Below are 24,957 nucleotides of genomic sequence, written 5' to 3' on the forward strand. Positions count from 1 at the left end.
TTTCTCCAGATTGCCAATGCATTGATGGCCACTGCCGGCAGACGGGTACACCTCACGAGACCTCGAGTTTCGGCGGACAGTACTGCCCGCACCGCACACGAGGTCCGATGGAGATCTACACGCCCATTCCACGAGGCGGTGGACCGTCGGGCACGGCGTGCCCGACACAGTCGGCAGGTCTTCGGACTCGCGGGCACTCGATCGAGTTGGATCGAACCTACTGGCCGTCGCTTCCCAGGCGGATGCCCAGTGCACATAAACGGCGGTCGTTCCTGCTTACCGCTGCGGGACAGTCCCGGATTTTCACCGGGTTCCCTCTCACTCCGACAGCTTGCGCTGACGGGGCTTCGACGCCGGGAACGGTCTTCGGGGCTCCTCATGACCGCGCCGGGCGAACCAGCTGCATCGACCAGCATAAGGCCAACCCTCCCTGAGCAGTCAAGGAGAGTCGGCGAAGGGCGCTACGCGCGTGACATGTAGGAATTCGAGTCCGGTGGTACGCGCGGAAGATTCTCGGAGGAACGTAGATTCTCCGCCATTTCGACAAGCAGATCCTGCGAAGACGGCGATAGATCGACGACGCGAGAGGTGAGGTTTCGCAGGCGCACGTTGTGCAGCTGTTCGAGGAGAGAGAGGTCCGCCTCGCCGCCCGAGATCGCGGGCGGAGTTTGATCGGACGGGGCGTAGAAGTAGTCCGGATGGACGTTGAAGAAGTGGGCGAGGGCGGCAACCACTTCGGGTGACGGGTTGGTTCGGACGCCGGTGCGCAGTTGGGACAGGTACGGCGTCGAGATGCGGCAGCCGAACTCGGTCATGCCGCGAACGACCATCGCGTTGGTGACGTGAAAGTCGGCAGTCTCGAACAGCGAGTTCAAGCGATCGTTGAACTGGTTCGACATGAGACGTCCCTTCCCCCGTTACGCACAGGCTCCGTCGATTCAATTAACTGCATCATAGCCAGTTATCGAACGATTAGCTGTTTTGGATTCTCGCGAAGGGGGTCGTTTGCAGGGAAAATCCCTAGGGTAGAAGGTCCCTACTTTGAGTGATTTGGACAAATCGCCGTCAAGAATCGAACCGCGAACTATTTGCCGGGGAAGTGGATTCCGGCCACGCGGATCAGAGCCAGCCGTTCGACTCGGCGATTCTGACGGCTTCCGCGCGCGTCGACGCACCCGTCTTACCCATTGCGGATGACAGATGATTTCGAACCGTCCCTGCGGACAAGAAGAGCGCCCCTGCGATGGCTGCCACGGGTGCGCCGTCGTGAGCGGCGCGCAGTACTTGGGTCTCACGCTCCGTCAGAGGCGACTCGCCGCTGACGAGGCTGTCGGCCGCAAGGGTGGGATCGACGACGCGCAGTCCGGCGTGGACACGCCTGACTGCGTCGGCCAACTGCCTGGCGGGTGTGTCCTTGACGACGAACCCGCCGGCCCCGGCGTGCAGGGCTTTGCGAAGAAATCCGGGACGTCCGAACGTGGTGACGATCAGGACTCGGGTGTCGGGTGCTGCCTCGCGAAGGGCCGCCGTCGCGGCGATTCCGTCCATGCCGGGCATCTCGACGTCCAGAAGCGCGACATCCGGGCGGTGTTCGAGAACAGCGGCCACAACCTCGTCGCCGCGACCGACCTCGGCCACCACGGAGAGGTCGGATTCCAGATCGAGTAGTGCGGCCAACGCTCCTCGCACGAGCGCCTGGTCGTCCGCCAAGAGCAGCCGTATGGTTGCTCGATCGCCCTGGCTGTTCACTCTGTCTCCTGTTCGACTACCTGAAGTGCAAACCCCTGCGGCTGGGGATGAGTGATGATCACTCGTGCGCCCGACGCTCCGGCGCGCTCGCGTAATCCGATCAGACCGTTGTCGGAAGACGTCGACCCGGCCCCTTGCCCGTCGTCGACGACCGACGCACTTTTTTCGTCGACCGTGATCCGGCAGTGGGTCGCACCACTGTGTCGAACGACGTTGGTGACGCCCTCACGGATCGTCCATGCAAAGAGTTCGCGAAGACGCGTGGGAACCATGTCGGTACTGCTCGGCACCTCGTCCTCGATGCCAGCCGCACGCAATGCCTCTCGTGCTCGGGCTATTTCGACGGGAAGAGAAATCCCACGAAATCCTTCGACGGCCGAGCGCACGTCTGCCAACGCGTCACGCGAAAGTCTTTCGAGGTCGTCGAGTTCGTTGCGCGCACGTTCGATATCGACATCGAGTAGGCGATTGGCCAGTTCGGCTTTGATCGTGATGACGGTCAGCGAGTGTCCGAGGATGTCGTGCAGATCGCGCGCCATCCTCGTTCGCTCCTCCATGATTGCCCGCTGCTCCTGCTCTTCGCGTTCATGGAGCATGGCGAAGTTGCGGCTGATCAGGGACATGATGCCCCAGGTCGCGAATGCGGCCGCGCAGACTCCGAGCGAGAGTCCGGAGTAGTTCCCCCACCCGGACGAGAGGCTGACTATCTCCACGGAGGCCGCGAACACCAAGGCGAGAATGCCGCCCGAGACGGTCGGCAGCAGCGTCACCGCTGTCACCGCGAGATACGGTGCGGCTGCCAAACCAGTCGGCCCGACGCTGACGATCATCACGGCGGCCAACGCGGTCAAGGCGGCCAAAGCCAGTGCAGCTTCGCGAATCGTCGGCCGAGTCATTGTCATTCGACGCCGCTGCTGCGTTGTGGCGAACGTGTAGAGATAGAGCGCACCGAAGGCGACCGTCGCGAGAATCCCTGTCCAGCCGCGCAGTTCGTCGCGCAGATTCCATCCCTCGATCAGCGGCCCGCCGAGAAATACCATCCAGACCGCCGCGAAGAGAACGCCGAAACGATTCCGCCGCGGGAGCGCGACGGAATCTTCTCGGTCAGTCGTTTGCGACAACTACACACGCTCCGTATCTCGTTGGAACCGCCAGATCGCTCCGCCGGCGAAGATGGCGAACCACACCAGGATATTGACGATCCAGGTCCAGTGAATGCTATTGCCCGTCAACGGTGCGTGGGCGAGGGCGTTGATGCCGAACATCGGGGTGAACTGTGCGATGGTCGCCCATACGGAACCGTCGGTGAGCGGCACGAAGAGTCCGCCGCCGAAGGCGAGCAGAGCCAGTCCCGGTCCGAGCAACTGCATGACGTTCTCACTGGGGAGTAGATACCCCATGAACAGGCCGAAGGCCGCGAAGATCGACGATCCCAACCAGGCGATCAATGCCGTTGTGAACCAGAGTGATCCGTCCATCTGCGCCGAGGTGAACGCGCCGACGACGTAGACGACAAGGATCGAGACGAGACCGAGCAGCATCGCCATGATCAGTTTGACGGCGATGTAGGCGACCGGGGTCAGGGGAGTCAGCCGAAGTTGTCGGCTCCATCCGGACGCTCGTTCGATCGAGACCATCGCTCCGCCGCTGGTGGTGGCCAGCATCGCGCCGTAGAGAGCCATGCTGATCATGATGTACGCGGCGACATTGCCGTGTCCGATCCCGTGGTCGTCGTCGCCTTGACCGAGACCGAAGACGAGGAAGAAGACAACCGGCATGACGAGCGTGAAGATCATCGTGCGCCGATTGCGAGTCAGGCGACGAAATTCCAGTCGCAGTAGCGTCGTGTTGAATCCGCCGAGAGGTACGACGGTTCGCTCGGCTCCGTAGGTGTTCGCTTCGGTTGCAGTGGTCATCACTTCTGTCCTTCGGAGTTGTTCGACGTGAGTGCGATGAATGCGTCTTCGAGGCCACGCGAGACGATTTCGAGATCGCGAGCCTGGGTATTGGTCAACAGGAACCGTGCAACGGCATCGGTGTCACCCGAGTGCACGAGCAGTGACTCACCGCGCACCTCGACGGCGTCGGAGTTCGGTATGGCTCGCAGGAGTTCGTCGGTGATGCCTGGAACAGTCGCGCGCAGGGTGCGTCCGGACGCCATCGCCTTGACCTCGGCGGTGGTCCCGTCTGCGACCACGGTGCCTTGCCTGACGAGGATGATGCGGTCGGCGTAGACATCGGCCTCTTCGAGGTAGTGCGTCGCAAAAAGCACAGTGCGACCATGATCTGCGTCGGCGCGGATGGCGGACCAAAAGTCCCGACGCCCTTCGACGTCCATGCCGGTGGTGGGCTCGTCGAGAATGAGCAATTGCGGGTTCGACAGCAACGCCATCGCAAATCGCAACCGCTGTTGTTGTCCGCCTGAGCATTTGCTGACCAGGCGATCGGAGATGTCGAGGATTCCGGCTCTCCCCAGCACTTCGTCGACCGGACGGGATTGGGCGTACAGGCTGGCGGTCAGCTGCACCGTCTCGGCAACCGTCAGCTCTTTCAGTAGTCCGCCGGTCTGCATGACTGCGGAGACGAGTCCGCGGGCGATCGCCGATCGGGGTGACATTCCGAAGACGCTCACGTCGCCCGACGTCGGCCGGGACAGGCCGAGTATCATGTCGATGGTTGTCGTCTTGCCTGCGCCGTTCGGGCCGAGGAACGCGACGATCTCGCCGGGGCGGATGCTCAGGTCGATACCCTTGACGGCGTCGACGGTTCCGAAACTCTTGCGAAGTCCGGTCAACCGGACGGCGTCGAGTGCCGATCCTTCAGTGAGTGTGTGCAGTGCCTGTGGTGAATGCCGTGCCTGTGCTGAGGTCATACATAGAATCTGCTCGCTTCGAGGTCGTAATCCCTCGTCCGTCCGTCATTCTTCTGCCATGACATTTGTCATCGGGTCGGCCGGTATCTGATTCGGTGCAACCTGGCCGAGGCGCGCGAGGACCAACCCCACGATGATTGCTGCGCCACCCACAGCTTGGAGTGCAGTGACGGATTCCCCGACCAGGATCCACGCGGCGAGGACCGCGCACAGCACTTCGGTCAGCGCTACGAGAGATCCGATTGTCGGCCCCAGCAGCGTGATCGCGGCGATGCCGGTGAGATAGGCAATGACAGTGCTGACCAGGACCAGGACCACCACCGGCAGCCATACGTTCACCGAATGGTCTGCCACGACGGCGTTCGAGGCCGAGAACTGGAGGGGGAGGACGCCGACGAGTCCGAGCGCGCCGATGACCATTGCACTGACCGTGAGCCCCGATGCCGCGAGCACAACAGGATGGAGATCACCGTCCGCACGTTCGGAAATGACGAAATAGACTGCAAGGCATGCCGCGGCGGCCAGTCCCCAGGCGACTCCGACGGCACTGATCTCTGCCGATCCGAAGACGTCGATCACCACGGCGGCGCCGATCATGGCAACCGCCGCACCGAGAAGCGTCTGCACGCTCGGACGCGCGCCCTTGATTATCCACACCCACCCGATGACGATGATCGGTGCAAGGTACTCGAGAAGCAATGCGACGCCGACCGAAAGATGTTGCACGGCATTGAAGAAGCACAGTTGAACGCCCGAGATCGCGAACACCCCGTACAGCAGTACCGTTCGCGTGTGGGCGCTCACCTGTCGTAGGCGAGGCCATTGGGTGGCTACGGCGATCACCATCATCACCAGTGCGCCGCCGGCAACGCGCGCGAACACTGCGCCGCCGGGGGACCACCCCGATTCGATGAGAGACTTCGCGAACGGGCCCGAGACGCCGAACGTTGCCGCGGACAGCAGAGCGAAGATCAAGCCGTTGCGAGAGTTCACGTCGTCACCCGTCAGGAGTAAAAGCGATTACGATGCTGACATTAGGTTGATAGAGCTCAGGAGTCAAAGTGCATTTTGCTGGTGACACGGAATCGGCGCTCGTCTTCGCCGCGTCGTTGGTCAACACGGCCCGCGGCGGGGCTGAACTGCTTCCGGATCAAGGGGAGCTGACACGGTTTCTCGACGCGGATCATTGGACCGGCAGGCGGGACGGCACGCGGGAGGAATTGACGGCGGTTCGTGCGCTGCGTCCACGACTGCGAAAGTTCTGGGAAGCCGCGGGAGTGGACGACGCCGTCGAGGTGGTGAACACACTGCTGCTCGAATCGGGCGCGAGGCCGCGGCTCACCAGGCACGACGACCTCGGCTGGCATCTGCACGTCACCGCTGACGATTCGCCACTGGTGGACCGGATGGCCGCAGAAGCGGCGATGGGTGTGCTCGATCTGATCCGAACCGACGAATTCTCGCGGTTGCGATGGTGCGAGGCCCCGGACTGCGAAGCGGTCTTCGTGGATTTGTCGCGCAATCGTTCGAAGCGATACTGCGACACCGGAAACTGTGGGAACAGGGCGCACGTCGCCGCCTATCGTGCCCGTAAATCCGGGGCGTGACCAAGCGGTGTTCGGAGGGATAGAACCAGGCTGAGTGAATACCTTGTCGGGAGCCAGGATCGGTCTAGCGTTGTGAATTCGGAACAGATTTCGCGAAGCCAGGAGGATGGTCGGTGGCCGATCGTAGGCGTCCACTCAAGACGGTGACCGGTGTCAGCGGGGCGGTGAGTATCTACGACGCCGCGATCGATCCGACGACTTCGACGGTAACGTCCGCGATCGACGTCGCAAAGACGGCCGAGGCGAACAAGATCGACGGACTGTTTGCCGCCGACCTGCTGAGTTTCGGCGCGCAGGGCGCGATCGGCGCGCAGGAGCCGTTGATCTTCCTTGCCGCGCTGAGTGCGGTCACCACCCATGTGGGGCTGATCGCCACCGTCACGACGACGTTTCATCACCCTTTCAACCTGGCACGGTTGTTCGGCACCCTGGACCACGTCAGCAATGGTCGAGCCGCATGGAATGCCGTCACTTCCTCACTCGGAGAAGAGAACTACAGCGACCTGGACCTGCCGAGTCCGGAGGAGCGGTACGCCCGAGCGGCCGAATCGCTCGAGGTGGTCAACGCGCTCTTCGACAGTTGGAAGCCCGGCGCCCTGACCCGGGGAGAGGGCTCAGCGGTGCTCGATCCGTCGAGGGTGGTCCCCATCGAGCATCGAGGCAAGTACTTCACGGTGCAGGGGCCGCTGAACATCCCCTCCCTGCCGCAGCGTCGTCCGGTCCAATTCCAGGCCGGCCAATCTGCCGGAGGTATCGAACTGGGTGCTCGCTTCGCGGAGGTCGTATTCACTTCTCTCGCAACCTTCGAGGACGCGGTCACCTACACGAAGACGATCCGCGCCCGGGCGGCAGAGTTGGGGCGTGGGGACGAACTGCCACTGATTTTCAGCTCGTTCCACGCAACGTACGGCGCTACCGAAACCGAAGTCGAACGATTGGTCAGAGAAGCCGAGGAATCGACGGACTTCGACGCCGGTCGCACGAGGCTTGCCGACATGTTCGGCGGTGACGTGGATTTCTCGGAATTGCCGCTGGACCGGCCGATCCCGGAGTCGTTGTTGCCGGACCCGTCGTCGGTGAATCGACGACGGGGCCGGGTCGAGATCTTCGGCAAGCTCGCATCACAAGGAAAGACTCTGCGTGAGTTGATCATCGCGTCCAAGGACACCGGCCACTGGGCAGCGGCGGGCACCCCGGAACAGCTCGCGGACGCGATCGAGGAACGATACGACGCGGGCGTACTCGACGTCATTACGCTCGGTGACCTTGCCGATCCGCGTACACGCGATTTCGTCACGAACGGACTGCTACCGGAACTACGCAAGCGCAGAATCGTGGGAACAGATTACGTCGGGGGTACCTTCCGTGAGAACCTCGAGTTGCCACCGCTGCCACCGGTTTCCAGCACCTAGTTGTTGGAGGCGAGTGAGCGCATGAAGAACATGAGGTTGGCCGGCCGTTCCGCCAGGCGACGCATGAAGTAGCCGTACCACTGGCTGCCGTAGGGAACGTAGACCCGCAGGTGATTGCCTTCGGCTACCAATCTGCGTTGTTCGCCGTCGCGGATGCCGTAGAGCATCTGAAACTCGAAATCCTCGGCTGTCCGTTCGGTCAATGTGGCGAGTTCGAGGGCGGCTTCGATCATGGTGGGATCGTGGGAGGCGACCATCGGGTACCCGTCACCTTCCATCAAGACCTTCAGGCAACGCAGGTACGACGCGTCGACTTCGCCGGGCTTTTGGAACGCAACGTCGGCCGGTTCCTTGTATGCACCCTTGCACAGCCGAATTCGTGAACCTGATCCGGAGAAGTGCCGGCAGTCGGCCTCGGTGCGGTGCAGATACGCCTGCAGGACCGTGCCGAGCGTCGGGAAGTCGCGACGCAACTCTTCGACGATGGACAGTGTCGAGTCGGTGGTGGTGTGATCCTCCGCATCGACGGTGACCCACGCGCCCACTTCGTCTGCCGCTGTGACGATTCGGTGAGCGTTCGCCAGGGCGATCTTCTCGCCGTCACCGGGAAGTGACTGCCCTAACGCGGAGAGCTTGAGCGAAACCTCGAGGGTGTGTTGCGTCCCAGCCGCTTCGGAAAGCGTTGCGTACGAGCGGAGAAGGGAGAGATAGGCGTCGACGGTAGCTGTTGCCTGAGCTGGATCGGTAGTGTCCTCGCCGAGGTAGTCGACCGTCACGAACCGGCCACTGGTGAGGATGTCGCGTACGGCAGAGACCGCTGCGGGTTCCGCGTCCCCGGCGACAAACCTGTCTACCAGCTTGCGAGTCACGGTCATCCCGGAGACTGTCTTCTCCAGCCGCGACGAGCGTGCCGCCGCGAGGAGTACCGGGCGCAGCGGGTTGCTCAGCGAGACGGCACTCATCAACGGTTCTCGCTCTCGGCTGGATCGACGTCCTGGTGGGGGTAGCGATGATCGGTGGGAGGAACGAAGGTTTCCTTGACGGTGCGTGTCGACGCCCAACGGAGCAGGTTCTGCGGTGAACCGGCCTTGTCGTTGGTACCGGAAGCTCGAGCACCGCCGAAGGGCTGTTGTCCGACTACCGCGCCCGTCGGCTTGTCGTTGACGTAGAAGTTTCCGGCGGCGAACCGCAGACCGTGGTGAGCTTGATCGACGGCTGCACGGTCGGTGGCGATCACGGCACCGGTCAGGGCGTACGCGGATCCGCTGTCGATACGAGCGAGGATGTCGGCGTACGCATTCGGTGCGGAGTCGTCGTAGACGTGCAGGGAGAGTATGGGGCCGAAGTACTCGGTGCTGAAGGACTCGTCACTGGGGTCGTCACCGAGCAGGACCGTCGGCGAGATGAAGAATCCTTCGCGGTCGTCGTAGTCGCCGCCTGCTGCGATGGTGAGGCTGCCGGTCGACTTGGCTCGGACGATCGCGGCGGCATTGCGGTCGAAGGAACGCTGGTCGATGACGGCGCCGCCGAAGTTCGTCAGGTCGGTGACGTCGCCGTACTTCAGTGACGACACTGTGTCGATGAACGTGTCGCCCATCTTGGCCCACACCGATTTCGGGACGAATGCCCGTGACGCGGCCGAGCATTTCTGACCCTGATAATCGAAGGCCCCGCGGATCAATGCCGTCGTGAGTACGTCGGGGTCTGCTGAACTGTGTGCGAGTACAAAATCTTTGCCGCCGGTTTCGCCGACGAGACGCGGATACGTCCGGTAGTTCGAGATGTTGGCTCCGACCTCACGCCACAAACGCTGGAACGTTGCGGTCGATCCGGTGAAGTGGATGCCCGCCAGGCGAGGGTCGGCCAGCGCGACCTCGGACACCGTGGGTCCGTCGCCGAGAACAAGATTGATCACCCCGGGCGGGAGGCCGGCGGCTTCGAGTAGTTGCATTGTCAGGTACGCCGCGACGGCCTGCGTCGGTGACGGCTTCCAGATCACGGTGTTGCCCATCAGGGCCGGTGCGGTGGGGAGATTTCCGGCGATGGCGGTGAAATTGAAGGGGGTGATCGCGTAGACAAAACCTTCGAGTGGTCGATATTCGACGCGATTCCACACTCCCGGAGCGGAAACGGGTTGGTCGGCGAGTATCTGGCGTGCGAACGCGACGTTGAAACGCCAGAAGTCGATCAGTTCGCACGGGGCATCGATCTCGGCCTGATATGCGGTCTTCGACTGACCGAGCATTGTTGCGGCGGCGATGGTTTCGCGCCACGGGCCGGAGAGTAGATCGGCGGCGCGGAGGAAGACCGCCGCGCGGTCGTCGAACGAGAGGTCGCGCCAGGCCGGGGCGGCGAGCGTAGCGGCGTCGATGGCATCACGAACATCCGAGTGCGTTGCGCCCGCAAACGATCCGATGACCGAGCTGTGACGGTGTGGTTGAACTACGTTCTCCCGCTTGCCTTCCGCAGTTCGGTGGACGCCCCCGATGACCTGTCGGATGTCGGTGGGTGTCTCGGCCAGTTCGGTCAGTTTGGTGCGTAGGCGTGATCGTTCCGGGCTTCCCGGCCCGTAATTGTTGACCGGTTCGTTGGCTGGGTGGGGGACATTGGTGACGGCGTCCATGACGATCCTTCGGCAGACTGATGGGTGGGGCAGTTGTCGTGTCGTCATCAGTCAAGCCGAAAGGAGTCGGCGAGTAATCCGCTGATCGGCCAAACTTCTCGGACGCTGTTTGTTCGATCGGCTGAACCATTTCCGCAGGAAAATGCACTATTCTCGAAATTGAGGCGTTGGAACGGTCCGGAAAGTGGGTGGTACGTGGCTATCCGTGAGGTCAGGCTCGACGCGGTCCTTCGGGCGCTGGGCGGAGCCTTTGTCGAGCTCGTCTTCGCGCCGTCAGGTGATGACGTCTTCGTCGACTCCGTGGTGTTCGCGGAGGTCGGGGACCTTTCACGCCCCGGAGCCGCGGACGTCGAATCCTCTGAGCTCTGGCTCGCTGTGGGTATCGGCGCAGCCGAATTGGCGGCCTGGCTGAACCGCGTCGATCAGAAGGGATCAGCGCCTCGGGCCGTCATGTCGAAGGAGGCCTCGGACACGTCGGTGCGCGCGGCGGCACAGCGCGCCGGGATCGCCTTGATGGCAGTCCATCCGGACGCTCGTTGGGATCGATTGTTCACCACTATCCGGGGCGTGCTCGATCATTCGGTATCCCGTCAGGATTCGGAGGACGTTGAATTCGGCAGTGACACAGACTTGTTCGAGCTGGCACAGAACGTCGCGTCACTCACCCGGGGGATGGTCAGCATCGAGGACGAGCGTTCCCACGTCATGGCTTATTCGGCATCAGGAGATGCTGCGGACGAGCTCCGCCGGCAATCGATCCTCGGCCGTGAAGGACCTCGGGAATACCTCCGGAAGCTGCAGGAGTGGGGCGTCTTCGAAAGCTTGCGGCGAAGTGACGACGTGGTGGAGGTGCCTGCGCACGAAGACCTCGCGATCAGGCGACGGTTGGTGGTTCCGATTCGCAGAATTTCCGAGAACGTCAAGGGGGAGAGCGGTTTCAGTTCTGATCTGCTCGGCACGATCTGGGTTCAGGAAGGCCTGCTTCCCATCGCCGGCGATGCCGAGAGAGTGCTCCGCGGTGCCGCGGCCATTGCAGCTCGGCTGATTTCGCGCATCCGAGACGCGCCGAGTAACGAGGCGATACAGGTTCAGCGCTTGCTCGGGGTTCTCGGCGGCGGCGTCGATGTTCCTTCTCTGGCGGCCTCGTTGTCCATCCCGATGTCCGGACCCGCGATGGTGATCGGCGTGGCGAGTGTCGGGAGCAGCGTGTTGTCGGCTTCGGGTGAGCTCGTGTCGTCGTTGCGCCTGCACGCCAGTGCCTTTCACCGTGAATCGCTGGTGAGTGCATTCGGCGCCCGGATCTATGTGCTGTTTCCGCGAACCCAATCCGTGAAATCCACAGACTCGTGGACCCGTGAAGTTGTCGCGCGTTTGGACAAGGTGTCGCCCTCGGGTTTACGGGCCGCAGTCTCGTCGCCGGTTTCGACGCTTGCGGAGGTGGCTAGGGCTCGCGCCGAAGTGGATCGGGTCTTGGACGGAACGTCGGGGGATGTTCGTGTGACCACCCTCGCGGACTCGCGCACTCCGGTGCTGCTGGGCGAAATCATGGACGCGATTGCGGCCGACGAGCAACTGCACGATCCGAGAATCGACGCGCTCGACGTCTACGACAGGCGTAACGGGTCGAACATGCGTGAAAGCGTGTCCGTTTACCTCGCGCATTCGGGCGATGTCCGACGCGCGTCCGAGCAGCTTCGCATTCACCCGAACACACTCAGGTATCGGATCAAAAGGGTCGAGGAGATAACAGATACCGACCTGTCCGAGCCCTCGACGAGGCTGTTGATGGAGATTCAGTTGGCGGCGTCCGCTCGCGCAGTGAGTTCGCCGAACCTGTCGGACCCCAGCAGTACTCTTCGCGAATGATCGACTCAGCGAAGGTGCCAGGCGCAGCGCGCGCATATTTCGACGGCGGAGACGTCCGTGACGTGTTCACCGAAGACGCGGTGGTGCGTGACGACGGCCGGACGTATGTCGGGATCGAAGAAATCGTGGCGTGGAAGTCCGCCGTGTCGACGGCGTTCACCTTCACCCAGAAGATCGAGTCGGTCAACACCCCAGGCTCGGCCGTTGTCGTGTCGGTGAAGGTCGAGGGTGATTTTCCCGGAAGCCCCGTCCGGTTGCATCACCATTTTTCTCTCGACGGTGATCGGATTTCCGCTCTCACGGTGTGCCCCTGATGCCCACCGCTGACGAACTGCTCGGGAAATCCGTCGTCGCCGATCTGGCAGGCTGCCTCGAGCGAGCCTCCGGTCAGACACGCCTCGCCCTCGTTCGGGGTAGTACATCCGAATTCGACGGTATGAGTCTCGGCGAACGTACCCGCGTCGTGCGGGACGCGATGACTGCCGAACTGCCTCAGGATCTTCCGGCCTTCGCCGAGATCATCCGCCGTGCGCTTTCAGCGGAGACCTTCACTGGTTGGATGATCTGGCCGGTGACCGAAGCCGTCGCCGTCACGGCGACACGAAGTGGCTCCGAGTCGGACTTCGACGAGGGAATGGCTCTCCTTGCCGAGCTGACGTCGCGTCTGACGGCCGAATTCGCAATTCGCACATTTCTCGAAACGAACCTTGACCGTTCGCTGGCGATCGCACTCACCTGGACCGGCCATGAAGACGAACACGTCCGGCGCTTGGCGACCGAAGGCACTCGTACTCGTTTGCCCTGGGGAAGACGAGTGAAAGAATTGACGGCGTGTCCCGAGTCGACAATCGCCATTCTCGACGAGCTGTATCAGGATGATTCGGAATACGTACGACGTTCGGTCGCAAACCATCTCAACGATCTCAGTCGTGCTGACGCAGCGCTCGCCGTGTCGACTGCGAAGCGTTGGTTACAGACACCGGATTCCAACACACTGAAAATCGTCAAACATGCATTGCGGACGTTGATCAAGGCCGGCGACCCAGATGCTCTGTCTCTTCTGGGGTTCTCGCCGCCCACCGACGTCGTGGTCGAAGGGTTCGTCATCGACCGCGAAATAGTCGATGCGGGTGGAGAACTCACCTTCGACTTCGCTGTCACGAACAACGGCAGCGAGTCCGTCACCGTCGTGATCGATTACATCGTCCACCACGTGAAGGCCAACGGGACCACGACGCCGAAGGTCTTCAAACTGACAACACGAACGCTCGAGCCTGGGGTGCCGGCCCGCATCGCGAAGAGGCATTCCTTCAAACCGATCAGCACCCGGAAGTACTACGCCGGCGAACATGCCGTCGAGGTGCAGATCAACGGCGTACGCCAGGTGCGAGGTGTATTCCGTTTGGACGCGTGAGTGACCCCACCGGTCACTCACGCGCCGATCCAATGCCCGCACAGACGTCAGCGCATGACCTGTACCTGCTCGGCGATGTCAGCGGCCAGGGCCATCGCAGTCAGAGCGAGGCCGTTGTTGAGGTCATATCGCAGATGCCCGACATGGCCGTCCTGGACAGCGCGGACTCGTTTCCACGTCGGCGACTCGGCTTCGACGGCGTCGGGGTTCTGTAGCAACACGAAGTCGGCCTGGTCGAAGATCGCGAGCTCCTCGAGGCTGTAGAAAGTCGAATCCTTCCGATCGGGTGCCGCATGGGCGGCGTCGGTCAAGACGTTCAGGCCGAGGTCCTGTGCAACCGACACGGCGAACGTGTTGTTCTGCAGCCAGATCTGACCGCTGTCGGCGCCGGCGATCGCAATCGACTTGCCTTCGAGGAGACCACCGATCTTGGCCCGCGCTTGAGCAAGTTCGGCGTTGTATCGGGCGATGACGCGTTCGGCGACTTCGCGGCGATCGAGCGCCGTGAGCTGCGCGGTCATGGCCTGTTTCCAGGACGAGCCCGTCGTGCCCTCGTCAACGACGAGCACCGGGGCGATGTCAGTGCCGAGCAGGCCCTTGTCCTGGTAGTAATCCCACCAGCCTTTCCCGACAACCAACAGATCGGGGTCGTAGCTCAGGATCGATTCGGCGTTCGGTTCGTTGTTCGTCCCACCGAGGCGAGCTGCGCCGGCGGGTACCTTCTGCATGAGTTGAGACTTCGGATCCCAATTGGTCGCGACGATCGGGTACTCGGCCAGTAGTGCAAAATCGAGGGCGCCTCGGGCTTCGAGCACCACGACACGCTTGGGGTCCCGCGGGAGGCGGTAGGTCTGGTCCGCGACGACGATGTCGACCCACTCGTCCGAGGCTTCGGTGCCGCTGGATTCGCTCGAACATGCAGACAGCGCGCCCAGTGCACCGAGCGCCGCCGCACTGGTCAGGAACCCGCGTCGTGTCAAGGAATCGATCAGACGGGTGAATTCGTCGTCCACATCTTTTGTCGACTGCAAGGGGGTTTCGGTCGCAGAAGGGGACACCGTCGGGTGGAAGGTTTTGGTCGATTCGATCACAGGCATGAGAAGGCGCAGCTCCATCTGATGTTCCGGGCATTGGCAGGTGCCTAACCAACGTATTCGAACTTCGCCGCCGGAGACTTACTCGAAAGCGCCAACCGCTCAGCGGATTTGGCCATTCTTCACGGACTCGTGCCACGGGACTCGCCCCTCGGATTCGGCTTGTTGTGGAGGGGCGCGCCCATCTGATCCGAACTCGAGGTATCGTGGCCGTCATGCAGCGCGTCTATTTCTGGTTTAGCAGGCCGGCCCCGGGTGGGCCTGCCGGCGTAACCACGCGCTGACAACCTCCACCCAAGAGCCGGACTACAGACCGGCTCGCTGGAGTTTCTCTTCATCTCTGGGGTCGGCCTGAGAACAGGAAACCGAAAACCCCATGACTGTCACCATCGACACCACCGCAGCTTCGGACAGCCTCGACGATCAGCGCACTGTGAGTATCAGTCCGCTCGTGTCACCGGCGACTGTTCGTGCTCAGCACGCTCCGGACGAGGTCGCGGCCGCAACCGTGCGGACCGGCCGTGCCGACACGATCAACATCCTCAACGGTGACGACGACCGTTTGATCGTTGTTGTCGGACCGTGCTCGGTACACGATCCGGAAGCTGCGATGGACTACGCCCGTCGGTTGGCTGCCAAGGCCGAAGAACTGCGGGACGACCTGCACATCGTGATGCGGGTCTACTTCGAAAAGCCGCGCACCACGCTGGGTTGGAAGGGCCTGCTCAACGACCCCCACCTCGACGGCACGTTCGACATCAACACCGGGCTCGGTATCGGCCGCAAGTTGCTTCTCGACGTGTCGAGTCTTGGCCTGCCTGTCGGCTGCGAGTTCCTTGATCCGATCATGCCGCAGTACATCGCCGACCTGGTCAGCTACGGTGCAATCGGCGCCCGGACCGCCGCCAGTCAGGTTCACCGTCAGCTGTGCAGCGCGCTGTCCATGCCCGTCGGCATCAAGAATTCCACCGAAGGTGATGTGCAGGTAGCCGTCGACGGTACCCGCGCCGCGGCGGCGAGCCATGTGTTCCCCGGAACGGATCTCGACGGCCAGGCTGCCTTGATTCGGACCGCGGGCAACCCGGACTGCCATGTCATTCTTCGTGGCGGCAGCGACGGACCGAACTACGATGCCGAGACCGTCGCGGATACCCTTGCTCGCCTGCGTAAGTCGAACCTGCCCGAGCGCGTGGTCATCGACGCGAGTCACGGTAACAGCAGCAAGGACCACGAGCGTCAGGTCATCGTGCTGGACGACATTGCCCGACGTCTGACCGAGGGTGAGCAGGGAATCGCCGGCGTCATGTTGGAGAGTTTCATCGAGGCCGGCCGTCAGGACCTGACCTTGGGTAAGGCGGACGAGCTCACCTACGGTCAGTCGATCACCGACGCGTGCATCGACTGGTCCACCACCGCAGCGCAGTTGGACCGTCTGGCGCAGGCCGTTGCGGCTCGGAGGGGCTGACGCCCCCGTGCGCGTTTAGGGAGTGCCTGGACTCGCTAAACGCGCACAGGGCCGCTAGGCCAACACTGCTCGCGTGGCCTCGACCAGGCGCTTCAGCCAGGCGTCCGTGCCGACGGCCTGACGCAGCGGCTCGTTGGGCAATTCGATGCTGACCGGCAGTCCGGAAGGCAGGGTCGACCAGATGTCGGTCAGGGCGATGCCGCCGGTGCCGGGCACCAGACGCTCTTCGCGGGCGTGACGGATCAGTTCTGCGTCATCCGTAGGAGCGGGGGTCGAACCGTCGCACATCTGGGCGTAGTGAAGCCACTCGCGCGGGATGGACGCAAGATCCTCCAGTGTGGTCGCCGAGCGGTCGGCGTGGAGTGCGTCGACGAGGACACTACGAGCCGGACCGTCTGCCGCCGAGACGATCTCGATGGCCGCACGCGCATCGGGCACCGCAGTCCACGGCATGAATTCGAGCGAGGCGACGATGCCGTAGTTCGCGCACAGTTCAGCGAGGCGGGCATAGGAGTCAGTGAGCCGAGCGCGGTCGCGATCGTCGCCGCCCACCAGAACGGCTTTGGCTCCGAGCTGTGCACCCGCTTCGAGAAGCGGAACATAGTCGGCGGGGTCGAAGTCGGCTGCAAGGCGGATGATTTCGAGGTCGAATACCTCAACGGGTGAATCGCCTAGTCGACGCACCAATTCGTTCAACCCCTGCTTGTCCTCGTGCAGGGGGTACGCCGTAGTGCCCGGTGCCGCGGGCATCAGACGGATACCGATGGTGTCGAAGCCGTGCTTTTCGGCCAAATCGACGTGCTGCATCGGTGCGGTATCGAGCACCGTGAGGGCTGCCAGCCCGAGTGAGAGTGTCATGCGTGTGCTCCAACTGTCTTGGCTCCGGCCAGTTCCCGACCTGCCAGATAACCGAACGTCATAGCCGGGCCGAGGTTGATGCCGCCGGACGGGTAGTGCCCGCCCATCACGCTGGCCTGATCGACGCCGACGGCGAGCAATCCCTCGATGGGGCGGTCGTTGTCGTCGAGCACATGCGACGACGAGTCGGTGACAAGCCCGGCGAAGGTACCGAAACTGCCCGGCACCACCTTCACCGCGTAGTACGGACCCTTCTGTAAGGGCGCGAGCGACGGGTTCGGCCAGGGGTTGGCGGTATCGCCGGATCCCCGGTTGAACGGCGTTGTACCGCGACCGAACTCGGGGTCTTCACCGGCCACGGCCCCGACATTGAATGCCTCGATTGTCTTTTCCAACTGCGTCGGATCAACGCTGATCTTCTCCGCCAGTTCGCGAACAGTGCGACCCCGTGTCAGGTATCCCGAGCGCAGGTACGGCTGGATCGGGATCGGCAGGGGCTTGGCCATGCCCAGCGGGAGGTAGCGCACATACTGCTGGTCGGCAATCAACCACGAGCACACTTCTTCGCTCTCGGGAACCTGCTCGACCATCGCGAGGGTGTAGTCGTGGTAGCCGAGTGCTTCGTTGACAAAACGCTTGCCGTTCGCGAGAACTCCGATGACACCGGGCTTTCCGCGGTCGAGGATGTGCGGGAACACACCTTCCTTGCCGTTGCGGTAACGAACGATGGAGACGGGGCAGTACGCGACGGGGGAGGCAAGAGTGCGGTCGAGGCGACCACCCACGGATTCGCCGAGGGTGATGCCGTCGCCGGTGGTTGTCTTCGGAGTGAGTGACCAGTGCTCGTTTCCGGTGGGGGTACGGGGGAACAGTTCACGTCGGCGGTCGATGTCCTGGGCGAAGCCGCCGGTGGCCAGTACGACGCCGCGCGTGGCAGTTACCGAGTACGCACCATCCGGACCTTCGAGGCGGACACCGACAACGCGACCGTCATCGTCAGTCTGCAGCGATGTTGCCGACGTTTTCACCCGAATCTCGACGCCGAGATCGAGCGCTGAGCGAAGCATCATGCCGACAAGCGCAGTGCCGTTGACGAGTTGCTGGCCACGACGCTTGGTGGCGAGATCGAACATGTGCTTTGTCACGCGAACGCCACAGTGCACAAATGCTTTCGGCGATCGAGTCGAGTGCAGGAATGCCTGCAGGTCGGGGCCGGCCATGATGCCCATTCCGAGGAATGACGTCTCGTACAACTGTCGACGGAGCAGCGCCGCGACGTCGGGTCCGAGCTTTCGCAAGCTCACCGGTTTCGGTCCGACGGAACGATGACCCGTGCCGGCTCCCGGTGTGTCGCCGTGAATGTCGGCGATCTTGGCTCCGGGAACGAACTTCAGTGCAGTCTTGCGTTCGAAGAACTCGACCATCTCCGGTGCGCCGTCGAGGAGTGCATCCACCTTGGCAGCGTCGAAGTTGTCGCCGAGTCGGTTCTCCAGATATGTCCGCGGCGCCGAACGATCCTCCACAACCCCGTCGGCGATGGCAAACATGTTGCGCGGGGTCCACATCCACCCGCCCGACCAGGCCGTTGCGCCGCCGCAGGTGTCGGCCTTCTCGACAACGAGTACCGACGCGCCGCCATGTGCTGCGGCAATTGCTGTGGAAAGCCCGCCTGCGCCGGAGCCCACGACAACTACGTCGTAGGTGAGGGGGGTACTGCTACTCATTTCTGCTCCTTGGCAGTTGTTGCGAGGGTCGGTGTCGATGTCAGATCGACAACCTTCCCGGTTCGTGACGATTCGTAGATTGCGGCGATGATGGCAAGTGATGCGCGGGCGTCCCGGCCGGTGACGGCGGGTTCGCGCCGGGTCAGGACCGCGTCGGCGAAGTCCTGAACCTGCAGGGTGTGGAAGTCGGTCAGTGCTGCATTAACCGCTCCCACATCGAGATTGGCGTCGATGTCGGCAGAGTACGGCGACTGGAACTCCACTTCACCGGGCACGGTCCAGATTTCGTTGACACCCTCGTGCCCTTCAGGAAATTCGAGGACGCTGGCGATGGCGCCGGTGCGCCCGATCACTGTCACGCGGTTGCCCAGATTGTGATTGGCACCGGTAGTCGCGGTGACGGTGGCGGTGCCGCCCGAAGCAAAGGAAATTACAGCTGACGCACTGTCCTCGGTCTCGATGTGCTCACCGTGGGTGTGGGTGCGGATGAAGCCGCTGACCGAGACGGCCTCGCCCATGAACCAGGCCAGCATGTCGATCTGGTGCACCGCCTGCGTCATGAGCACGCCACAGCCGTCGGTGTCCCAGCGTCCGCGCCACGCGTCGGCCGAGTAGTAACTCGACGGACGGTGCAGGATCACCGACGCCTCGCCGAGCGTGGGCAGTCCGATCCGGCCGTCGTCGATGGCGTCCCGGATCCGACGCGCGGCCGGCCAGAAGCGACGTTGGAAGAGGACGCCGAAGGTGATACCGGCGCGGTCGGCGGCCTCGATCATGCGGTCGGCGGCAGCAACATCGACCGCGATGGGCTTCTCGCACAACACATGTACACCCGCTTCGGCAGCGGCCACGACTACCTCTTCATGTACCGGGTGTGGCGTGCAGACGGTGCAGGCGTCGAGTCCGAGGGCAAGAAGTTGCTCCACTGAACTCACGGCTGCGGGAATGCCGTGCGCTGCCGCGAACTCCTGGGCGCGTCCGAGATCGGGATCGCAGCAGCCGATCACCTCGACGCCGGGGACTTGTTGTAGGGCTCGGGCATGGTTGCCGGCGATCTTGCCGCAGCCGACGATTCCGACTTTCAACGTCATCAGAAATGTTCCTCTGCTTCGACGTCCCGCGCCGCAGACTCGCCGCGGTCGAGACTGTTCAGTGCTTCGATGTCCTCGCCGGAGAGGGTCACGTCGAGTGCTGCCAGGTTCTCGGCCTGACGCGTCGGGTTCGCTGATCGCGCGACCGGAACCACACCCTGCGCGACATGCCAAGCAAGGACCACCTGCGCAGGGGTGCAACCCATTCGACCGGCGATCTCACTCACAACGGCGTTGTCGAGCACATCCCCGCGGCCGAGCGGGCTCCACGACTGCGTGAATATTCCGAGTTCGTCGTTGGCGCGGCGCACCGGAATTCGCGCGAGCGAAGGGTCCATCTGAATCTGGTTGACTGCCGGTGCCTCGCCGGTTTCGGCGACGACGCGGCGCACGTGGTGCTCCAGGAAGTTCGACACACCCACGTACCGAACCAGTCCGGCGTCGCGGCAGGCAAGCATCGCCTCGAACGACGCAACGAAACGATCGATTCGCGGGAGCGGCCAGTGGATCAGGAACAGATCGAGTTGATCCAGTCCCAGTCGTTCCAGGCTCTGCTCGAGCGCTCCGCGGATGTCACCGGAAACCTGGTCGTTTCCACGAAGTTTGGTGGTGACGAACAGTTCTTCTCGCGGTAGGCCCGACTCCGCCAACGCTACGCCGACGGCGTCCTCGTTGCCGTAGATCGCGGCGGTGTCGATGAGGCGGTACCCGGCCTCGATGCCGGAGAGAACCGACTTCGTGGCGTCGGCACCGACCAGTGGCCAGGTTCCGAGTCCGATGGGTGGCAACGCAGTTGCCACCGGTGCGGCTGTGTGTGCGCTCATGCGTGAACCTCCTGACGGGCCGCAGCGGCGGCGGTGATGGCGACGGCAACGTCGGCTGCGGTCACGAGTGCGGCATGGATGGATCCGCCGTCACCGCTCGCGTCGCCGACGGCATGGACCCCGAGTCGTGGTGCCAGTGAACGTAGTTCGGCCAGAAGCTCCGAGCGCGGCTCGACGCCCTGTGAAATCAGCAGCTCGCCGGGGGCGTCGACTTCGCTCAGTACACCGCCTGTCGAGATCGTGACCCGATCGGCGTCGACTTTGGTGACGATCGAGCTCAGGTAGGTCGTGAGGTTCTCACTTGAGGCCAGGCGCGGCAGCAGTACGATCTTGCCGCGTCGGCCGACGTCGTGCGCGATGGTTTCCTGCGGCCCGATCATGACGACCTGGGTGCCCTTCTGGAGCAGATCGTCTGCGACGGCAGCAGCCTCGCGGTCGGCGCCGAAAATGGTGATTGCTTCGGGGGCCGGATCTCCGGAAACCAGGAACTCGCGCACGTCACGGACGGTTCGGGTCTGCGCGCCGGGGAGGTCAGTCACGGGACCGTGCCCACCGGCAGCAAGGACGATCGCGTCGAAGTCACTGTTTGCGAGCAATGCTGCGTCAGCTCTGGTCGAAGTGTGGCACTGCACCCCGAGTTCGGCCAGTTCCGCGAGGTACCAGTCCACGATCCGCCCGTATTCAGGATACTCGTGCAGCTTCGATGCCAGAGCGAAGTCGCCACCGAGGCTGGGTCGTTCGTCGTACAGGTCGACGCGATGACCGGCAAGTGCGAGGTCGCGGGCAGCGGCCATTCCGGACGGACCGGCACCGATGACGGCGACGCGTACGGTGGCATCAGCCGGCTTCGTGGGCTGATCCAGTTCACGTCCGACCCACGGGTTGACGGAACAGGGAATGGGGCCGGCGGCCAGGCTGTCGATGCAGTAGTTGCAGGCGATGCACGGCCGGTACCGGCCACCGTCGACAGCGCGATTCGGAAAGTCCGGATCGGCGTGCAACGTACGGGCCATGCTGACGAAGTTCGCCTGGCCGGATTCGATGATCTGCGCGGCGATCTCCGGCGACGTGATGCGTCCGGCTACACCCACAGGGATGTCGAAGTCGCGCTGGTACTGCTCGGAGTACGGTGCGAGGAGTCCGCGGGACCATTCACCGGGCTGGATGATCCACTGTCCCGCTTCGTAGTTGCCGGCCGAGACGTCGAGGAAATCGAGTCGGTCGGTGTCGATGGCGTCGATGCGAGAGCGGGTTGTCTCGGCGTCGAGTCCGCCGGCAATGCCTTCGAAGGCTGAGAATCGAAGTCCCAGAGTGATTCCCGGAGCGTGTTCGTGGACGGAGGCGATGACCTTGTTGACGAACAAGGTGGGGTCGGCCCATTCGTCGTCGCGGTGATTGTAAGCAGGGGAGAGGAACTGGTGGATCAGATACCCGTGGCCACCGTGCAGGGAGATGACGTCGACGCCCGCCTGCTGGCAGCGCGCTGCGGCTTCACCGAAACATTCGATGATGTGCTCGATGTCGTCGGCGTCGAGTTGTTCTGGCATCTCGCCGCCGACAACCAAACACGGAATCGGTGTCGGGGCAACGGGAACAAACCCGCTGACAGAACCTTGCGCCGTACGTCCACCGTGGTTGAGTTCGACTCCGACGAGGGCGCCGTGTGCGTGGATCGCGTCGGCCATCTTCTTGATGCCGGGAATCCGTTCGTCGACGTCGACGCCCATCTGCCGGATGCGTCCCTTGCCGTCGGCACGCACGTAGCTGGCTTCGGTGAAGATCAGTGCAGCACCACCTTCGGCGCGGCGGGCGAGGTACGCGATGTACTCGTCCGTCATGGTGCCGTCGACTTCGCAGTAGTTGCGTTCCATCGGGGCGGACACGAACCGGTTCCGGAGGCGGACGCTGCCCATGTCGAGAGGTTCGGCGAAAGGCGCAGTCACCTTCATCAGTGCTCCTGGTACTTCGCGAGAAAGTAGGTGTTCGGTTGTGCTCATGCGCATGCCGTCTCGGAGAGCAGCTCGCTCAGATGGCTGCGCATGCGATCCGTATCGGCTTCGACACCGGTCAGGAGTGTGAAGGTGTCAGAGGCTTGAGCCACCAGCATCTGCCCACCGTCGAGAACCGCGCATCCGAGAGCAGCTGCAGCGTCGAGCAATTCGGTGCGCATCGGTCGATAAACGATGTCAGCGAACCACAATCCGGAATGCAACGCCGCAGGGTCGAAGGGAGTTCCGGGGTGACCCACCATGCCGATCGGAGATGCGTTGACGACGCCGTCGCACGTCGTCAGGTTGACGGCGATCTCATCGATCGCCAAAGCCGTTGTGCGCGTGCCAGGGAAGGCCGAGGTGACGCGAGAACACACATCGACAGCGCGATCGGGATCAATATCTGCGATGCGAAGATCCGTGGTACCGGCGGCGGCGAGTGCGTATGCCACAGCGGAACCCGCCCCTCCTGCCCCGGCAAGCACCACTCGGTCCAAGGCGGCGTCGGGCAAACCGCGCTGCAGTGCTGTGAGGAATCCGCTGTGGTCTGTGTTGTGGCCGATCAAACGGCCGTTGTCGACCACCACCGTGTTGACGGCACCGAGCAACCGCGCGTTGCCGGACAGCTCGTCGAGCGCGTCCACGACAACCTGCTTGCACGGGTGGGTGATGTTCAGTCCGGTGAAATCGCCCGCGACGGCGCCACGCACCACCTCACCGGTTTTCTCGACCGAGATGTTCAGGTTCTCGAGATCGATCAGTTCGTAGCTGTAATCGTCGAATCCGAGTGCTGCTGCTTCGTGTGCGTGCAACGCGGGCGAGAGTGAGGTGGCGATACCCGACCCGACAAGGCCGATACGGTGACGTGTGTATTCGGAAGTCATGACATTCTCCTGCATAAGTGGGGACGGCCCCTCGCGGCAATTCAGCGCGAGGGGCCGGTCCGGTCAAGCGTTGTTGCTGGTGAGCTCTGAGTCCTGCTTGATCGGCAGGCTCGGCTTCGGTTGGCCCAGTTCTGCTGTGGGCGTGCGGTACGTTTCCGGTCCGGTCATTGCCGCGATGGCGGAGATGACGGCGAAGCCCAGGCACATCCATGCAACCGGTGTCCAGTTGCTCTTGTCTCCGGCCGAAATCGCCTGGGCGATAGCCGGTGTGAAGCCGGCAACAAGGAGTCCGAGCATGAGGCTGACGGCCATTCCGGTGTATCGGACCTTCGCGGGGAACTGCTCCGGGAAGTATGCCGGGTACGTGCCGTTGGGCATCGCGTAGAAGATTCCGATCATGACGATTCCCGAAGCGAAGACCATGGGGACGCTTTGGGTTCCGATCGAATGGAAGAAGACGAAGATCATCAAGCCGGCTCCGATGGCGCCGACGACGAAGATGGGCTTACGTCCGTAGCGATCCGAGAGAATGCCGAACAGCGGCTGAGTCAGTACGGCAACAAAATTGGCGGTCGCGATGGCCCACAGCATCGTGGAGCGTTCGAAGCCGGATTCGACGGCGTACGCCAGGGCGAAGACGTTGACGATGGTGTTGATCATCGCGAAGGTCGAGCTCATGCTGATACGGATCACGGTGCGCCAGTGCGAGCGGAACATCTCGACGACGGGAATTCCGGCCGTCTCGTCCTGTTCCTTGAGTTCTTCGAATACCTCGGGCTCATCCAAGGCGCGACGTAGCCACAGCGCAACGACGGTCACGATGATGCTGAGCCAGAAGGGAACTCGCCAACCCCACGAGTAGAGGTCTTCGTCGGGCAGGCTCGCCACAGGGATGAATACCAGGCTGGAGACGACGATGCCGAACATGATCCCGCTCATGGTGAACGAGGTGAAGAACGAACGACGGTGATCAGGTGCGTGTTCGAGAGTCAGTGCCGAAGAGCCGGGTGATTCACCGCCGGCAGAGAGCCCTTGAAGAAGGCGAAGCAAGACGAGAATGATCGGCGCGGCGATGCCGATCTGGTCGTAGGTCGGCAGGCAACCGACGATGACCGTCGCAACACCCATGAGGAGCAGGCAGGCGAGAAGCGCGTTCTTGCGTCCGTACCGATCGCCGAGGTGTCCCCACAGCACTGCGCCGAGTGGGCGGGCGACGTAGGCCACGCCCAGGGTGCTGATCGAGAGCAGCGTTGCCGTCGAGCCGCCGCCAGGAAAGAAGATCTTGGGGAACACGAGCGCGGCTGCGGAGCCGTAGATGAAGAAGTCGTAGTACTCGAGGGTGCTGCCGAGGAAGCCCGAAACGGCGGCGCGGCGCGCATTCGAATTCGGGTGCTCCGCAGTGGAGTGCGTGGAACCGGTGGAGGTGATCGGTGGTGCCATGTGAAGTCCTTTCGTCCCGATGGGCCGGCCGTGGCGGCACGTT

The 24,957-nt window shown here is 63.0% G+C and carries 22 protein-coding genes and 1 riboswitch; of the genes, 6 read left to right on the forward strand and 16 right to left on the reverse strand.

Going from position 1 to position 24,957, the window contains the following annotated elements:
• Positions 1-154 precede the first annotated feature (154 nt).
• Positions 155-356: riboswitch (cobalamin riboswitch) on the reverse strand.
• A 105-nt stretch (positions 357-461) separates the two neighbouring features.
• From R4P70_RS06425 to R4P70_RS06450, 6 genes are all read right to left on the reverse strand, one after another.
• Positions 462-899: a helix-turn-helix domain-containing protein gene (locus tag R4P70_RS06425; protein ID WP_019745008.1), complete on the reverse strand. Its 438-nt coding sequence runs from the start codon at positions 897-899 to the stop codon at positions 462-464.
• A 220-nt stretch (positions 900-1,119) separates the two neighbouring features.
• On the reverse strand, positions 1,120-1,749 hold the full coding sequence (locus R4P70_RS06430; RefSeq protein ID WP_019745007.1) for a response regulator transcription factor: 630 nt from the start codon (positions 1,747-1,749) through the stop codon (positions 1,120-1,122).
• Complete coding sequence (locus R4P70_RS06435) at positions 1,746-2,870, reverse strand: sensor histidine kinase (protein ID WP_317830552.1); 1,125 nt, start codon at positions 2,868-2,870, stop codon at positions 1,746-1,748. The genes R4P70_RS06430 and R4P70_RS06435 overlap by 4 nt, the downstream gene beginning before the upstream one ends.
• Positions 2,871-3,665, reverse strand: coding sequence for an ABC transporter permease (locus R4P70_RS06440; protein WP_019745005.1), 795 nt, complete (start codon positions 3,663-3,665; stop codon positions 2,871-2,873).
• A complete protein-coding gene (locus R4P70_RS06445) occupies positions 3,665-4,621 on the reverse strand; it encodes an ABC transporter ATP-binding protein (protein WP_317830553.1) in 957 nt (318 codons plus the stop codon). The genes R4P70_RS06440 and R4P70_RS06445 overlap by 1 nt, the downstream gene beginning before the upstream one ends.
• A gap of 45 nt (positions 4,622-4,666) precedes the next feature.
• A complete protein-coding gene (locus R4P70_RS06450) occupies positions 4,667-5,614 on the reverse strand; it encodes a DMT family transporter (protein ID WP_317830554.1) in 948 nt (315 codons plus the stop codon).
• Positions 5,615-5,682: 68 nt separating this feature from the next.
• Here R4P70_RS06450 and R4P70_RS06455 point away from each other — a divergent pair, with 68 nt between their 5' ends.
• The gene (locus R4P70_RS06455) at positions 5,683-6,228 is read left to right on the forward strand and encodes a CGNR zinc finger domain-containing protein (protein WP_019745002.1); all 546 of its coding nucleotides are present in this window, start codon (positions 5,683-5,685) and stop codon (positions 6,226-6,228) included.
• 113 nt (positions 6,229-6,341) lie between these two features.
• Positions 6,342-7,640, forward strand: a complete 1,299-nt coding sequence (locus R4P70_RS06460) for an NtaA/DmoA family FMN-dependent monooxygenase (protein WP_029256067.1) — start codon at positions 6,342-6,344, stop codon at positions 7,638-7,640.
• On the opposite strand, the gene R4P70_RS06465 is transcribed toward R4P70_RS06460, so the two are convergent.
• Both R4P70_RS06465 and pruA read right to left on the reverse strand, forming a co-directional pair.
• Positions 7,637-8,602 carry a proline dehydrogenase family protein gene (locus tag R4P70_RS06465; RefSeq protein ID WP_317830555.1) on the reverse strand — a complete coding sequence of 322 codons (966 nt, stop codon included), beginning with the start codon at positions 8,600-8,602 and terminating at the stop codon, positions 7,637-7,639. The two genes, R4P70_RS06460 and R4P70_RS06465, sit on opposite strands and share 4 nt — an antisense overlap.
• Positions 8,602-10,263 (reverse strand): L-glutamate gamma-semialdehyde dehydrogenase, encoded by a 1,662-nt coding sequence (gene pruA / locus R4P70_RS06470; protein WP_317830556.1) that lies wholly within the window; start codon positions 10,261-10,263, stop codon positions 8,602-8,604. The genes R4P70_RS06465 and pruA overlap by 1 nt, the downstream gene beginning before the upstream one ends.
• Before the next feature lie 195 nt (positions 10,264-10,458).
• Here pruA and R4P70_RS06475 point away from each other — a divergent pair, with 195 nt between their 5' ends.
• Genes R4P70_RS06475 through R4P70_RS06485 form a run of 3 tightly spaced genes read left to right on the forward strand, consistent with a single transcriptional unit; the run spans position 10,459 to position 13,543 of the window.
• Positions 10,459-12,129: a PucR family transcriptional regulator gene (locus tag R4P70_RS06475; RefSeq protein WP_317830557.1), complete on the forward strand. Its 1,671-nt coding sequence runs from the start codon at positions 10,459-10,461 to the stop codon at positions 12,127-12,129.
• Positions 12,126-12,443 (forward strand): nuclear transport factor 2 family protein, encoded by a 318-nt coding sequence (locus R4P70_RS06480; protein ID WP_317830558.1) that lies wholly within the window; start codon positions 12,126-12,128, stop codon positions 12,441-12,443. Before R4P70_RS06475 ends, R4P70_RS06480 begins: the two co-directional genes overlap by 4 nt.
• Positions 12,443-13,543 carry a DNA alkylation repair protein gene (locus R4P70_RS06485; RefSeq protein WP_317830559.1) on the forward strand — a complete coding sequence of 367 codons (1,101 nt, stop codon included), beginning with the start codon at positions 12,443-12,445 and terminating at the stop codon, positions 13,541-13,543. The genes R4P70_RS06480 and R4P70_RS06485 overlap by 1 nt, the downstream gene beginning before the upstream one ends.
• A 47-nt stretch (positions 13,544-13,590) precedes the next feature.
• On the opposite strand, the gene R4P70_RS06490 is transcribed toward R4P70_RS06485, so the two are convergent.
• On the reverse strand, positions 13,591-14,640 hold the full coding sequence (locus tag R4P70_RS06490; RefSeq protein ID WP_317830560.1) for an ABC transporter substrate-binding protein: 1,050 nt from the start codon (positions 14,638-14,640) through the stop codon (positions 13,591-13,593).
• 373 nt (positions 14,641-15,013) lie between these two features.
• Between R4P70_RS06490 and R4P70_RS06495 the strand changes: the two genes are divergently transcribed.
• The gene (locus R4P70_RS06495; protein WP_003940571.1) at positions 15,014-16,102 is read left to right on the forward strand and encodes a 3-deoxy-7-phosphoheptulonate synthase; all 1,089 of its coding nucleotides are present in this window, start codon (positions 15,014-15,016) and stop codon (positions 16,100-16,102) included.
• Between the two features lie 54 nt (positions 16,103-16,156).
• Here R4P70_RS06495 and R4P70_RS06500 read toward each other — a convergent pair whose 3' ends face one another.
• The 7 genes from R4P70_RS06500 to R4P70_RS06530 form a co-directional block, all read right to left on the reverse strand.
• Positions 16,157-16,960: a sugar phosphate isomerase/epimerase family protein gene (locus R4P70_RS06500; RefSeq protein WP_317830561.1), complete on the reverse strand. Its 804-nt coding sequence runs from the start codon at positions 16,958-16,960 to the stop codon at positions 16,157-16,159.
• Entirely contained in the window at positions 16,957-18,684 is a 1,728-nt protein-coding gene (locus tag R4P70_RS06505; protein ID WP_317830562.1) for an FAD-dependent oxidoreductase, read from the reverse strand. Before R4P70_RS06505 ends, R4P70_RS06500 begins: the two co-directional genes overlap by 4 nt.
• Positions 18,681-19,775, reverse strand: a complete 1,095-nt coding sequence (locus tag R4P70_RS06510) for a Gfo/Idh/MocA family oxidoreductase (protein WP_317830563.1) — start codon at positions 19,773-19,775, stop codon at positions 18,681-18,683. The genes R4P70_RS06505 and R4P70_RS06510 overlap by 4 nt, the downstream gene beginning before the upstream one ends.
• A complete protein-coding gene (locus R4P70_RS06515) occupies positions 19,775-20,599 on the reverse strand; it encodes an aldo/keto reductase (protein ID WP_317830564.1) in 825 nt (274 codons plus the stop codon). The genes R4P70_RS06510 and R4P70_RS06515 overlap by 1 nt, the downstream gene beginning before the upstream one ends.
• On the reverse strand, positions 20,596-22,548 hold the full coding sequence (locus tag R4P70_RS06520) for an FAD-dependent oxidoreductase (RefSeq protein WP_317830741.1): 1,953 nt from the start codon (positions 22,546-22,548) through the stop codon (positions 20,596-20,598). The genes R4P70_RS06515 and R4P70_RS06520 overlap by 4 nt, the downstream gene beginning before the upstream one ends.
• 44 nt (positions 22,549-22,592) lie before the next feature.
• The gene (locus tag R4P70_RS06525) at positions 22,593-23,474 is read right to left on the reverse strand and encodes a shikimate dehydrogenase (RefSeq protein ID WP_264613232.1); all 882 of its coding nucleotides are present in this window, start codon (positions 23,472-23,474) and stop codon (positions 22,593-22,595) included.
• 63 nt (positions 23,475-23,537) lie between these two features.
• Positions 23,538-24,914: an MFS transporter gene (locus R4P70_RS06530; RefSeq protein WP_029256055.1), complete on the reverse strand. Its 1,377-nt coding sequence runs from the start codon at positions 24,912-24,914 to the stop codon at positions 23,538-23,540.
• Between the last annotated feature and the right edge of the window lie 43 nt (positions 24,915-24,957).

Origin of the sequence: Rhodococcus sp. IEGM 1241, from assembly GCF_033142365.1 — a bacterium.
In the GTDB taxonomy this organism is placed as follows: Bacteria; Actinomycetota; Actinomycetes; order Mycobacteriales; family Mycobacteriaceae; genus Rhodococcus_F; species Rhodococcus_F erythropolis.